Genomic DNA, 13,433 nt, shown 5'->3' on the forward strand with positions numbered 1-13,433 from the left:
AAAGGCCTGAGCCATGCGCCTCATCATTGTCGGCGGTCTCAAGGGACAGATCATCGCTGCGGCCAAGATCGCCATCTCGCATGGCGCCGCCGTGACCCATACTGACGGCCTCGATCAGACCCTGGCGGTGTTGCGCGCCAAGGGCGCCGACCTGCTGATGATCGATGTCGCCCAGCCGATCGCGCAGTTTGTCGCGGCTTTGGAGAGCGAGCGCATCCGCACGCCGATCGTTGCCTGCGGTACCTCGACCGATGCCCGTGCGGCAGTTGCCGCGATCCAGGCCGGCGCGCGCGAATATGTGCCGCTGCCGCCTGATCCGGAGCTGATCGCGGCGGTGCTGGAAGCCGTCGCTGCCGACCAGTCCAGCCTGATCTGGCGTGATCCGGCCATGGAGCGCGTGGTGCAGCTCGCCGGCCAGATTGCGCGCTCGGAGGCGCCTGTTCTGGTGACCGGCGAGAGCGGCACCGGCAAGGAGGTCATTGCCCGCCATCTGCATCAGAAGTCGCTGCGCAAGGACAAGCCCTTCGTTGCCGTGAATTGCGCGGCAATTCCCGACAATCTGCTAGAATCGGAACTGTTCGGCCATGAGAAGGGCGCCTTTACCGGTGCGATCGCGCGGCGCATCGGAAAGTTCGAGGAGGCTCATGGCGGCACACTCCTGCTCGACGAGATTTCCGAGATGGATGTCCGCCTGCAGGCGAAACTGCTGCGCGCGCTTCAGGAACGGATGATCGACCGCGTCGGCGGCTCGCAGCCTGTGAAGGTCGATCTCCGGATCATCGCGACCTCGAACCGGAATCTCGGCGAAGCGGTTCGCGAAGGCTCCTTCCGTGAAGACCTGTTCTATCGCCTGAACGTCGTGCATCTGCGGCTTCCCGCCTTGCGCGAGCGGCCGGGCGACATCCTTGTGCTGGCGGATCATTTCGCCAAGAAATATGCCGAGATCAACGGTATGCCCCTGCGTCCGATCGCGGCCGATGCCCGCAAGGCACTCCTGGCCAATGGCTGGCGTGGCAATGTGCGGGAGCTCGAAAACACGGTTCACCGCGCGGTCCTGCTGGCCCAGGGCGCGGAGATCGGACCTGATGCGATGGTGACCCCGGAAGGCGAGTCGCTGGGCCCGTCGTCAGGTCACGACGTCGCAAGCCGTGTCGTTCAGACCGCCGAGGCCGTGACGCGCGGCCTGGTGGGCCGGACCGTTGCCGATGTCGAGCGCGACCTTATCCTGGATACGCTGGACCACTGCCTCGGAAACCGCACGCATGCGGCCAAGATCCTCGGAATCTCGATCCGCACGCTCCGCAACAAGCTCGGCGAATATACCTCGGCTGGTATTGCGGTTGCCGAGCCGGGACAGGCGCGCGTCAGCGTCGCCTGACCCCGGGGGCAATTCCGAAGAGAGGGTCAGTAATAGTACCGCCGGCGGTAATAGGGTCGCGGGCGGTAATAATACCGAGGGCGATAGTACCGCGGTCGATAATAGTATCTCGGGCGGTAATAGGGGCGGCGATACCCATAATAGCGCCGCCTGTAATAATAACTGTACTCGGCGTCCGCCTTGTCCAGCGCTTCGCTGGCTTCGGCGGCAAGCTTGCCTTCGTCCTCGGCCGGTTCAGGGGTGGGAATGAGCTTGGGCTCGGCCGCTGCGGCGCCAGCCGTCCCGCCAAGGCTGGCCATAGCCATGCCGCCGAACAGGGTCATCATGAACGAACGTCTATCCACGGCGTCCTCCAGACAGGGTTTCGGCCACCCTTTCGGCATCCCCRAAATGGTGCCAGGTGCTAACGCTTGTCGCAGCGCATTGTTCCAACCGATCGCGCTCCCTCCCGCATCGGCCACGCCGCCCGGCGGGCTCAATCCGCGGCATTCAAGGGCCGGGCGACGCTTTCCAGCGGCCGGCGTTCAGCCCTGACTGCGTAGAGCGCTGCAATGACGGCAGCAGCCAGCATGAGGGCCGCGCCAAATAGGTAGCCGCCGAAGACGCTTGCCCGCGATCCGGTGTCGATCAGCGCACCGAACAGCCAGGGACCGGCAATGCCACCCGCGCCGGTGCCGATGGCGTAGAAGACCGCGATGGCGAGCGCGCGCATCTCGACGGGGAACGTCTCGCTGACCGTCAGATAGGCCGAGCTTGCGGCGGCGGACGCGAAGAAGAACACGACGCTCCAGCACAGCGTGAGCTGGGGGGCGGTCACCAGATTACGCGCGAACAGATAGCCGGTGCCGGCCAGCAGAAGCGCTGACAGAGCATAGGTCGCCGCGATCATGGTGCGCCGGCCCAGCGTATCGAAGAGACGCCCGATCAGGAGCGGACCCAGGAAATTCCCGGCGGCGAAGGGCAGGATGAACCAACCGATCAGATGCGAAGGCACCTGGTAGAAATCGGTCAGGATCAAGGCGTAGGTGAAGAAGATCGCATTGTAGAAGAAGGCCTGCGCGACCATCAGCGCCAGCCCGACGAGCGCTCGCTGGCGATGTGTCACGAAGAGGGAGTGAAAGACCTCGCCAAGTGGCGTCGCCGGTCGTGGCCGCAGGCGGATCTGCGCCAGGCCTTCACTGGCGCTGTAGCTGACGCCGGCTTGCGTCTCGATGCGTGTCACGATCGCAGCCGCTTCCTCAGCGCGGCCATGGCTGATCAGCCAGCGCGGGCTTTCAGGGATCCAGCGCCGCAGGATGAGAATGATCAGGCCGAGCGCCGCGCCGATGAAGAAGGCGAGCCGCCAGCCGAGTTCGGGGTTGATGGTGGCGGGGTCGAGCAGGACGATCGCTCCGATTGCGCCCAAGGCTGCTCCGACCCAGAACGAGCCGTTGATGACGAGATCGACCCACCCGCGCACGCGCGCCGGTACCAGCTCCTGAATGGTCGAGTTGATCGCCGTGTATTCACCGCCGATCCCCATACCGGTGAAGAAGCGGAAGATCAGGAAGCTCGTGACGCTCCAAGAGCCCCCGAGACCGATCCGGCAAGGGTCACTTCCAGCCCATCCAGGATCCAGGTGATCCCGAGAGCCACCACGGCCAGCGTGTGAAAGCGCGACCATGGCAGGCGATCGAGCCGGGCCGGGATATCCGTCGCGATGACCGCGGGCAGAGCCGCTTCGTGCGGCGACATGGCGATCCTCCCTCATCGTCTGGCGTGCCTCATGGCTTCGCCTCATGCGAAGAAGGCGGCGCCCTTCGGCACCGCCTTCCCCAAATCCTGCGTCTCAGCGCACGATCACATTCCGGCGCACCACCACGGGGCGGCGATAGCGCGGGGCGGGGCGGCGCACGACCACACGCTCGCGTACCACGACCGGACGCCGGTAAGCCGGACGAGGCCGCCGAACGACGGTGCGTTCGCGGACCACCACCTGACTGAAATCGGCATCGGCACGGTCAAGCGCGGCCTTGGTTGCGGCATTCAATTCGTTGGCAGGCAATATCTCCGGCGTCGGGGTGGTCTTGCCCGTCGCTGCCTGGGCAATGGCGGTCCCGCCAAGGCCGGCCGCTGCGAGGCCACCGAAAAGGCTCAAAACAAACGAACGTCTATCCACGAATATCTCCAATCAAGTCGGCCGGAAAAGCTAGTATGTCGACCCCGCTCGCGAGTTGTTCGGTCGAATGGGGCCAGAACGCGGCAGTTCAATAACGATCCATTCAGGAAGGGGTTCCACGGCCCGATTTTCTGGTCGGCTTAACCATTCGTTCACCATGAACCCGGCAAGAATTGCCGGGTATCGTCGCGGAAGCTGGAGGGGCATGGTTGCCTGACGGCCGCGTCGCGACGGGGAGTGGACTGGTCGATGACGGATATGACGGCGGGCGCCGGTGGCGGTTTCAAGATGCCCAGCGGCGGTGCCATGGGGAATTTCCTCAACCGGCCCGACCTGTTTCTTGCCATCGGCGTCATGGGCATCCTCGTGGTGCTCATCTTCCCGCTGCCGGCACTGCTGCTCGACCTGCTCCTGGCCTTGTCGATCATCCTGTCCGTACTGGTGCTGATGACGGCGCTCTTCATCGAGGAGCCGCTGGAGTTCTCGGCTTTTCCGACAGTGCTGTTGATCGTCACGATGCTGCGGCYGGCACTCAATCTCGCCTCGACGCGCCTGATCCTCGCTCACGGCCACGAAGGCAGTGCCGCTGCCGGCCACGTCATCGAAGCCTTCGGCAATTTCGTGATGAGCGGCAATTTCGTGATCGGGGTGATCGTCTTCACCATCCTGATCATCGTCAATTTCGTGGTCATCACCAAAGGTTCGGGCCGCATCGCCGAAGTTGCGGCGCGCTTCGCTCTGGATGCGATGCCCGGCAAGCAGATGGCGATCGACGCCGATCTCTCGGCCGGTCTCATCGATCAGGACGTCGCCAAGGAGCGCCGCAAGGCGCTGGAGGACGAGGCCAACTTCTTCGGTTCGATGGACGGTGCCTCGAAATTCGTGCGCGGCGACGCCATCGCCGGCTTGCTCATCACCTTCATCAACGTCCTCGGCGGCATCATCATCGGCGTCGCGCAGCAGGGCATGGGCTTCGGGGATGCGGCGCGCGCCTATACACAGCTGACCGTCGGCGATGGCCTCGTCAGCCAGATTCCGGCCCTGATCGTCTCGACGGCGGCCGGCCTCCTGGTCTCCAAGTCAGGCGTGCGCGGCGCCGCCGACAAGGCGCTCGGCAGGCAGCTCTCAGGTTACCCGAAGGCGCTCGGCATGTCGGCGGCGGTAATGCTGCTGATTGCAATCCTGCCCGGTATCCCGATGCTGCCCTTCCTGCTGCTCGCCGGTGGTTCGGCCTGGCTCGCGCGCCATTTCGGTCAGATCGCCAAGGCACGGGAAGTTCAGGTGGCGGAGGCTGCGCAGGCTGCATCGCCGCTTGCCGCCGATGGCACGCCGAAGGAGGAGACGCTCAACGATCTGCTCAAGCTCGACGAACTCAAGATCGAGATCGGCTACGGGCTGCTGCCACTGGTCAACGCGGCGGGCGGGCAGGATCGGCTGACCGATCAGGTCCGGGCACTGCGGCGCCAGCTCGCTGCCGAGCTCGGTTTCGTGATGCCAGCGGTGCGCATCGTCGACAACGTCCAGCTCGAAGCGAACCACTACTACATCAAGATCAAGGAGATCGATGCGGGGCACGGCATCGTCTATGCCGGCCAGTTCATGGCCATGGACCCGATGGGCGGCAGCGTGAACCTGCCCGGCCACAACGTGCTGGAGCCGACCTTCGGCCTGCCGGCCACCTGGATCGACGCGTCACTGCAGGATGAGGCGCAGCTGCGCGGCTTCACCGTGGTCGATGCCGCGACGGTGATCTCGACGCATCTGACCGAAGTGCTGAAGTCGCATATGCCGGAGCTGCTCTCGCATGGCGAAGTGCAGAAACTGCTGCGCGAATTGCCCAAGGATCATGCCGACCTCGTCAAGGAGATCGTGCCGAGCCAGATCTCGACCACCGGCATCCAGCGCGTGCTGCAGCTGCTGCTCGCGGAGCGCATCTCGATCCGCGATCTCGCCACCGTCGTCGAAGGCATCGCCGAAGTCGCCGGCGGCATCAAGAACCCGCGCGACATCGCCGAACATGTCCGGGTGCGGCTGGCCCGGCAGATCTGTGCCCAGTTCTCGAACCAGCAGGGGCATTTGCCGATCATCACGCTCTCGCCGGCCTGGGAGAGCATCTTTGCCGAGTCGATCGTCGGCCAGGGCGAGGACCGGCATCTGGCCATGCAGCCCTCGCGCCTGCAGGAGTTCGTGCATCAGGTCCGCGACAAGTTCGAGGACGCGGCGCGTATCGGCGAGATGCCGGCGCTGGTCACCTCCGGCATGGCACGACCGTTCGTGCGCCAGATCATCGAGCGCTTCCGCCGCGAGACACCCGTGCTGTCGCAGGGGGAAATCCATCCCCGCGTCCGGCTGAAGACGGTTGGAAGCGTCTGAGCCGGCTTCAGCGGCGCACGACGACAACGAGATAGCGCACCGGTTCCGGTCCGGGATTGCTAAAGCTGCAATCGCTGGGCGCCCCCAGTTCAAGGCAGTCGCCGGCCTGCAGCCGCTTCATCGTCTCGCCTTCGCGGAAGTCGAGCGTGCCGGATTGCACCCAGATCTGCTGCCTGATGAACGCGTAGGAGCTTGCGGGATACGAGATGCGTGCACTGGGCGGCAACTCGGCATCGACCAGCTCGATGCCCGCTTCGCCAGCCGGCGAAATGGCGCGCCGGGTGAAGCCGGTTTCGGGATCGCGCCAGAATGGTTGATCCGCGCAGCGTCGGAGAAACTCGCTCGGCGTCTCGGCTCGCGCCAGAAGGTTCGACAAGGTCAACCCGAAGGCGCCGGAAAGCCGACCGAGGAGGACAGCGGTCGGGCTCGCTTCTCCCCGCTCGATCTTGCTGATCATCGCGCGGGACACCCCGGATTTGTCGGCGAGATCGCTCAGGCTCCAGCCGCGGCTTTCCCGCTCGATCCGCATGCGTTCGGCAAGCCTTGACGTCAAATCGTCCATTATCATAGCGTTGATTCTTCTATAGTAGATCGTTCAGAGTGCAACCCATGACTGACGGCGCGGAAGCGCAGGACGCCCGCTTGCGTCGCGCCCATGCAGCCGTCGCCAATCCGGCATTGGCCCTGCCGTTTCCGCATCGCTAAGGACCGGGGCATGTCGCGCAACGCCTTTTACTTCGCCCTGATGTGTCTGGTCTGGGGGCTGACCTTCCTGCCGGTCAAGATCGGCTCGGCCCATGTTCCGCCGATCTTCCTTGCAGCGGCACGGTTCTCGATCGCTGGTGTCCTGATGCTGCTCTGGGCCGGGCGCGATCTTCTCGCCGTTCCACCCGCAGCGCGGCGGCGCCTGCTGATCACCGCACTCCTGGTGAATACCGGCAACTACACCTTTCTGTTCTGGGGGACCGCGCATGCACCGTCGGGGCTCGCCGCCATCGTCAATCTCGCGACGATCCCGATCTATACGCTGATCGCGAGCCGCTTGATCGAGGGGCAGCGGATCACCGGCCAGCGCATCGCGGCCATCGTGCTTGGGCTCATCGGGCTGTGTTTTCTGTTCGCGACGCGCGCCTCCAGCGGCTGGAGCGCGGCGCATGGCGATCCGATGGAGATCTGGGGGCTGGCGGCCGTGGCCTTTGGCACGCTGCTCTACTGCTTCGGCGCCGTGTTGACGCGGCGGATCGCCGGCACCATGCCGACGCTGACATTGGCCGGCTGGCAGACGGTCATTGGTGCGCTCGGCCTTGCGGCCGTCTCGTTCGCTGTCGAGCCCGTGACACTCGCTGATATGCGCGCGCTCGGAGAGTGGCCGGTCTGGCCGGCCGTTGCCGTCCTGGTGATTGGCGGCTCGCTGATCGGCTTCACCATCTACATGCGGCTGCTGCGCGACTGGGGCGCCTTCCATGCCGGGCTGTACGCCTTCGTCAGCCCGGCCATCGCTGTCACAGCCGGAGTTGTCGTGCTGCACGAGCCATTCGGCCTGTCCGAGGCAATCGGCGCGGTGTTGATGTTCGGCGCAGCTGCGATCGCGCTCAGACGCTGAGGCCATGCTCTAGCGCCTGATGCTACCCGAAAGCCGGTTCCCGCCTTCGGCATCATGCTTGTCAGGGAGGGGGGGCGATGCGGGTGTTCTTCCTGAGCTGGCTGCGCTCGAAGGCCAGCACGATCGGCAGCGAAATCACCAGCGGCAGGATCAGGTAGAACAGCCGCCAGATCAGCAGGGCCGCAAAGACAGCCGGTGCCGGCACGCCCGGCATGACCGCGAGGAAGACCGCTTCCATTACGCCGACCCCGCCCGGCACCTGGCTGAGCAGCCCGGCCGAGAAGGAAAGGAGGAAGGCGCCGAGCACGATGAAGAAGCCGGGGTTTCCCTGATCGGGCAGCGCGAAATAGATGATGCCGGCGGCACCCATCAGTTCCAGAGGCGCAGCGAGATATTGCCGCGCAACGACCGGCAGCCGGGGATAGATCAACTCGAACTTGCCGATCTTGAGCGGCCTGAACTTCAGCCAGGAGCCGACCGTGTAGAGCCCGACGAAGGCGAGCAGCCCGAAGCCGATCAGCCGGGCAGTCGCATCGCCGAGGGTGAACCAGTGCGAGAGCCGACCGAGCGGGCGCAGGATCTGAGGCTCCCCGATCAGGACGAGCCCGAGCAGCAGAATGGTTCCGAAGGCGAAGGTAAAGGAACACAGGGCCACCAGAACAGCGACATCGGCCGTTGTCAGGCCCTTCGCGGTATAGGCGCGGAACCGGACCATGCCGCCCGAGAAGACCGAGGCGCCGATATTGTGCGAGAGCGCATAGGTCACGAAGGAACAAAGCGCGATATAGGGCCAAGAGATGCCCTTCTCCTTGCCGAGATGGATCAAGGCAATGCGGTCGTACCAGGCCAGCGCAGCGTAAGCGACAAGCGTTGCGAGGGCTGCGTGCAGGAAGGCGTCCGGGGAGATCAAGGCGATCTTCTGGCCGATGCCGGCCGCAATGATCTTGATGTTCTGCCAGAGGGTTCCTTGCTCCAGCAATGCCTGGACGGCGGCATCCGTGCCGGCCTCGGCCTTGAGCTTGTCCCAGAGCAACTCGACCGACCAGACGACCGCGACGAGACCGATGAGCGGCCAGAGATAGTCGAGATAGCGTTTCATGAAACCGGCAGGCTGCGAGGAGGCGTCGAAGGCGGTGTCGCGGCGCGCAGGGGAAGGCCTGGATAGCCGGCCGGAGCGAACCTTCGCCTGTGTGCCAGCGAGGGAGGGCGAGGGCAAGCGGCGTTGCCCGCGCCAGGCCGCACGGACGGCCTATTTTCCGTTTTTCTTCAGCCAGTCCCGCATGAAGGCGATCTCCTTCTCCTGGGCGGAGATGACCTCAGTGGCCAGCTTCTTGATTTCCGGGTCCTTGCCATGAGCAAGCACGACCTTGGCCATGTCGATGGCGCCCTGATGATGCGGAATCATGCCACGCACGAAATCGGCATCGGCGTCGCCGGTGAAGGAGGTCGCCATGTCCTTGTGCATCTTGTCATTGACCGCCTTGTAGGCGGCCGTCGCCGGCGTGTCCGCGACGCCGGTCGCCGAGCCCTGCATGGCGCCGTGACCCTGGTGCTGCTGCGCAACGGCGACACCGCCCAGTGTCGCGATGCCGAAGAGAGCGGCGGCGAGCTTCAGCTTTACACGTCTGGTCATCGAAAAGAATCCTCATTCGTTTGAAGCGGCGCGCCACAGCTTCTCCTGATGGGAATGGGCCATGCACCGTACGAACTGATCTTTCACCCGGGATCATGTCATGATCGAGGCGATCTCCGGCAGCCTCGACGGCGCAAGCTTCGAGCGTCTGCCTCACGGCCAACGTACCGCAGACAGGACCATGAGCGACAGCATTCCCATCAGCCTGACCGGCATCACCGACCTTCCGCCCGGCAAGATCGCGGCGATCGTCACATCTCTCGAGATGTTTGCACCGCCGGCCAAGCGGGCCGATCCGCCTGGCCTTTCGGGCTTCTCCCTCGAGCCGATCGGGAGAGACGATGTCACGCGCTATCTCGCGATCTACCGCGTGCTCGGCGAGCGCTGGATGTGGTTCAGCCGGCTGATCAAGCCCGTGGCGGAGATCGAGGCGATCCTGGCGGATCCAGCCGTCGAGTTCTTCGCCGTTCGGGCCGATGGCCGCGACGTTGGATTGCTGGAGCTTGATTTCCGCGTGGCGGGAGAGGGAGAGCTCAGCTTTTTCGGGCTGGACGAAACCGTGCTGGGCCGCGGAGCCGGCCGCTGGTTGATGAATCGGGCGCTGGAACGGGCCTGGGCCCAGCCGATTTCGCGCTTCTGGGTACACACCTGCACGCTCGATCATCAGAGCGCGCCGGAATTCTATCAGCGCTCGGGGTTCACGGTCTTCAAGCGCAGCGTCGAGGTCGACGATGATCCGCGGCTGGCAGGGCATATGCCGCGCGGCTCCGTGCGGCATCATCCGGTGATCGAATGAAAAAGGGGCGGRAGGCCAACGGCCTCCCGCCCCTTTTTCGTGCGATCGAATCCATCATCGACTGGTCGCGCGCTGCTTCGGCGGCCCGCTCGGAAGCACGCTCGCGATCGTCGAGAATCTCGACCTTCTTCATGTCCTCGAAGGCTTCCTGAAGCTCGGCCTTGGCCTCGTCGAGCTGGCCCTTCAGATTATCCGCCGACTGCCGCAGGTTGTCGCGGCGCCCGAGCGCCGCCTTGGCATAGGTCGGGTAGGCGAAATGAGCAGGGTCGGAGATACCGGCCCGTGTCTCCTCGCTCTGGATCTCACGATCCAGATCGGTCGCCATGCGATGGAAATCCGCAATCATCATCTCAATCTGGCTTACCCGGCGACGCTTTTCGTCCACCTGGAAGCGTTTGAGACGCAAGAGGGTCTCTCGCGACTTCATGTCGTGTCCAACTCCTGGTTACGCATGGCGGCTCCCCGACCCCTCGGTTCGCCGCCGGAACTTGATCCGCGAGACGAAAAGGACAATGGCGCAAGGAGGTTGACCGTTTCTTACCGAGGCCGCCCGCTTTCGACGCATATTGAGCCCGCGTCGCTGCTGCTGCCGTGCCCTGTGTGTCCCCTATAGAGTCTGCGCAATTACCAGGGCGCTCGCCCGTCTTTCCCTCCCGGATCGCCTTCCCTTGCTCGCCTCATCACGCCTTCCGGAGCACTGGCCGCTGCTCTGCGGCCTCGCTCTCACCCGCATTATCGGCTGGGGATCGACCTATTACGCGCCATCGGTCCTTGCCGCCTATCTCGATCGAGATCTGGGGATGAGCGGGGAGATCGTCTTCGGAGGCATCACCATCCTGCTCGTGACCGGTGCGGTGGTCGCGCCGATGGTCGGGCGACATCTCGATCGTCGCGGAACGCGGCGTGCCATGTGTGTCGGGGCCATCATCTGCGCACTGGGCTTGGCCTTGCTCGCGGCGGCACAGGGGCCGATCAGCTATCTCGCGACCTGGTTCGTCATCGGTATCGGCCACTCGTTGACGCTCGCCAATGTCGGCAATGTCACGGTCGCGCAGCTGATGGGAGAGCGAACGCGTCGCGTCATCGGCGTGATGATGCTGGTCACCGGGCTTGCCTCAAGCGTGTTCTGGCCGCTTTCGGCAGCCCTTTGCGCTGCCTATGGCTGGCGCGCGGCCCTGCTGATCTTCGCCGCGATCCAGATCGTGATCGTGCTGCCGATTCATCTTGCCATCCCGGTGACAACGCCTCACGCTCCCGCTGCCGGCCCGACAGCGGCGGCTCCGCCTGCCGATGAGGGCAGGGTGCCTGCGCACGAGCGTCGCCCGATCTTCTGGCTGCTGGCGTTCGCCTTCTCGGCAAGCGGCTTGGTCTCCTGGGGGCTGCCGCTCCACCTCATCGGCCTGCTGGAGAATTCCGGACTGACCAGCGCCACGGCGGTCACGATCGCTTCGCTAGGCGGGCTTGCAACGCTTGTGGCCCGTCTGGTCGACGTCCTGGCCGGGGAACGCTTCGCTGTCGAGCGTGTGGCCTTGGTCGGCCTCGTGCTCGGGCCGCTCTCCTGCCTCTACATGGCGCTGGCGTCAGGAGCCGCGCTTTCGGCCATCGTCTTCGTCGCTGCCTTCAACGCTGCCATGGGCGTCATTGCTGTGGCTCGCGCCACCTTGCCGCTCTCGCTGTTCGGCCGGCGCGGCTTTGCGACCATGCTCGGGCGTCTGACGGTTCCGCAGAACCTGACTTTCGCAGCCGCGCCGCTGCTCTTTGCGGTGATGATCGAGCGCTTTGGCAGCAGCGCGACGCTGATGATCTCGGCGGTGATCCAGACCGGCGCGCTGGTGGCGATGCTGATCCTCGTGCGCCGCGTCAGCTCGCCATGATGGCTGCGAGCCTGGCGTAGCCTTCCCCCAATGACGTCGCCTCGTCCTTGGCCTGTTTCAGGAAGGCTTCGAGCTGCGGGTTGAGGCGGATGGCCTCGTCGACCTCTGCCGATGCGCCCTGGCGATAGGCGCCAAGCCGGATCAGCTCCTCCATGTCGGAATAGGTCGCGAGTGTCGCGCGGGCCTTCTGGACGACGGGATAGTAGGAGGGGTCGCAGGAGCGCGGCATGGTGCGCGACACGGATTTCAGCACGTTGATTGCCGGGTAGCGCCCACGCTCGGCAATGGAGCGTTCCATGACGATATGGCCGTCGAGAATGCCGCGCACCGCGTCGGCGACAGGTTCGTCATGGTCTCCACCATCGACCAGCACGGTGAACAGACCGGTGATGGCACCTTCGCCGATGCCAGGGCCGGCGCGTTCGAGCAGGCGCGGCAACTCGGCGAAGACGGTCGGCGTATAGCCCTTGGTGGTTGGCGGCTCGCCGGCGGCAAGGCCGATCTCGCGCATCGCCATGGCAAAGCGCGTGACCGAGTCCATCAGGCACATCACCTGCGCGCCCTGGTCGCGGAAGTACTCGGCCAAGGTGAGGGTGGTGAGAGCGGCCTGCTTGCGCATCAGCGCCGGCTCGTCGGAGGTGGCGACCACGACCACGGAGCGCGCCAGGCCTTCCGGACCGAGGTCGTCCTGCAGAAACTCCTGGACCTCGCGGCCGCGCTCGCCGACGAGCCCGATGATGTTGACATCGGCGCGTGCGTAGCGGGCCAGCATGGAAAGAAGAACCGATTTGCCGACGCCCGAGCCGGCGAAGATACCCATGCGCTGGCCAAGGCAGCAGGTCAGGAAGGCGTTGAGGGCGCGGACGCCGAGATCGAGCGGGGAGCCGACGCGGCGGCGTGCATGCGCGGGGGGCGGGTCGGCGCGGAAGGCGCAAAGATGTTCTCCCTGAGGCAGGGGCGGGCCGCCATCCACAGGTCTTCCGAGCGCATCGACAACCCGGCCGAGCCAGGCATTGGTCGGCCGGATGCCCGGGGCTGCCTTGTCCACATAGGCGGGGCAGCCGCGGCGGACTCCGTCGAGGCCGCCATAGGGCATCACCAGCGCCTTTTCGCCGGAAAAGCCGATCACTTCGCAGGGGACACGCGTTCCCGGCGCGATCTCGATCTCGATGCGTCCGCCAAGGCTCATGGCGCCGATCGGTCCGGAGACCTCGACCATCAGGCCACGCACGCCCGTCACCCGGCCGAATGTCGTTACCGCATCGAGGTTACCGATTGTGGCGGCGAGGTCGGATAACCTGTCTATACCGTGCTTTGCGCCGCTCATTCCCCGTCCCGTCAATCTTTCATTTACCTCTGTGATTAACACTGTGCATCGAGGCTGTGTCGTGTTGCAGGGGCTTTTTGTCCCTGTTCCTCGGAACAGTCCTCCGCGAAAGGCGATTTCGCGGGCGAAGGTCTCCCGATCCGTGTCAATTTCGACTCACCTCGACAAGGATCGTTCACTTTCTCCCTGGAAGCGCTTGCGCTCGGGAATCACGGTTTGTTAACCATTTTCCCAGTAGCGTGTCGCGTGGCGTTTCATCGGGCAAGCGCCTGGTCGTCCAGAGCCATGAGG

General features: G+C 64.9%; 11 protein-coding genes and 2 pseudogenes. 5 read left to right on the top strand and 8 right to left on the bottom strand.

The genetic code is table 11. The annotated features are described in order from the left end of the window. Positions 1-13 precede the first annotated feature (13 nt). Positions 14-1,378 carry a sigma-54-dependent transcriptional regulator FlbD gene (flbD, locus tag AC1D34_RS17550; protein ID WP_441505135.1) on the top strand — a complete coding sequence of 455 codons (1,365 nt, stop codon included), beginning with the start codon at positions 14-16 and terminating at the stop codon, positions 1,376-1,378. Positions 1,379-1,404: 26 nt separating this feature from the next. On the opposite strand, the gene AC1D34_RS17555 is transcribed toward flbD, so the two are convergent. The 3 genes and pseudogenes from AC1D34_RS17555 to AC1D34_RS17565 form a co-directional block, all read right to left on the bottom strand. Beyond that, a complete protein-coding gene (locus tag AC1D34_RS17555) occupies positions 1,405-1,722 on the bottom strand; it encodes a hypothetical protein (RefSeq protein ID WP_476824859.1) in 318 nt (105 codons plus the stop codon). Between the two features lie 131 nt (positions 1,723-1,853). Next, positions 1,854-3,112: pseudogene (locus AC1D34_RS17560) on the bottom strand (MFS transporter). Positions 3,113-3,206: 94 nt separating this feature from the next. Continuing rightward, positions 3,207-3,536 (bottom strand): hypothetical protein, encoded by a 330-nt coding sequence (locus AC1D34_RS17565; protein ID WP_476824860.1) that lies wholly within the window; start codon positions 3,534-3,536, stop codon positions 3,207-3,209. Positions 3,537-3,824: 288 nt separating this feature from the next. Between AC1D34_RS17565 and flhA the strand changes: the two genes are divergently transcribed. Next, complete coding sequence (gene flhA, locus AC1D34_RS17570; protein ID WP_476824884.1) at positions 3,825-5,909, top strand: flagellar biosynthesis protein FlhA; 2,085 nt, start codon at positions 3,825-3,827, stop codon at positions 5,907-5,909. 7 nt (positions 5,910-5,916) lie between these two features. On the opposite strand, the gene AC1D34_RS17575 is transcribed toward flhA, so the two are convergent. Next, positions 5,917-6,471, bottom strand: a complete 555-nt coding sequence (locus AC1D34_RS17575; RefSeq protein ID WP_441505139.1) for a helix-turn-helix domain-containing protein — start codon at positions 6,469-6,471, stop codon at positions 5,917-5,919. 153 nt (positions 6,472-6,624) lie between these two features. On the opposite strand from AC1D34_RS17575, the gene AC1D34_RS17580 reads away from it, so the two are divergent. Further along, positions 6,625-7,512, top strand: a complete 888-nt coding sequence (locus tag AC1D34_RS17580) for a DMT family transporter (RefSeq protein WP_476768091.1) — start codon at positions 6,625-6,627, stop codon at positions 7,510-7,512. A 61-nt stretch (positions 7,513-7,573) separates the two neighbouring features. Here AC1D34_RS17580 and AC1D34_RS17585 read toward each other — a convergent pair whose 3' ends face one another. Next, positions 7,574-8,611 carry a lysylphosphatidylglycerol synthase transmembrane domain-containing protein gene (locus AC1D34_RS17585; protein WP_441489561.1) on the bottom strand — a complete coding sequence of 346 codons (1,038 nt, stop codon included), beginning with the start codon at positions 8,609-8,611 and terminating at the stop codon, positions 7,574-7,576. A 150-nt stretch (positions 8,612-8,761) separates the two neighbouring features. After that, complete coding sequence (copM, locus tag AC1D34_RS17590) at positions 8,762-9,145, bottom strand: CopM family metallochaperone (protein WP_476824861.1); 384 nt, start codon at positions 9,143-9,145, stop codon at positions 8,762-8,764. Between the two features lie 100 nt (positions 9,146-9,245). Here copM and AC1D34_RS17595 point away from each other — a divergent pair, with 100 nt between their 5' ends. Next, complete coding sequence (locus tag AC1D34_RS17595) at positions 9,246-9,941, top strand: GNAT family N-acetyltransferase (RefSeq protein WP_476824862.1); 696 nt, start codon at positions 9,246-9,248, stop codon at positions 9,939-9,941. A 31-nt stretch (positions 9,942-9,972) separates the two neighbouring features. Here AC1D34_RS17595 and fliJ read toward each other — a convergent pair. Next, positions 9,973-10,368, bottom strand: a pseudogene (gene fliJ, locus AC1D34_RS17600) (flagellar export protein FliJ); the annotation flags it as partial. A gap of 241 nt (positions 10,369-10,609) precedes the next feature. Between fliJ and AC1D34_RS17605 the strand changes: the two are divergent. Beyond that, a complete protein-coding gene (locus AC1D34_RS17605) occupies positions 10,610-11,815 on the top strand; it encodes an MFS transporter (protein ID WP_476824863.1) in 1,206 nt (401 codons plus the stop codon). Here AC1D34_RS17605 and fliI read toward each other — a convergent pair. Beyond that, entirely contained in the window at positions 11,802-13,142 is a 1,341-nt protein-coding gene (fliI, locus tag AC1D34_RS17610) for a flagellar protein export ATPase FliI (protein ID WP_476775241.1), read from the bottom strand. The two genes, AC1D34_RS17605 and fliI, sit on opposite strands and share 14 nt — an antisense overlap. Positions 13,143-13,433 lie beyond the last annotated feature (291 nt).

Source organism: Allobosea sp. P1_A7 (genome assembly GCF_056406775.1).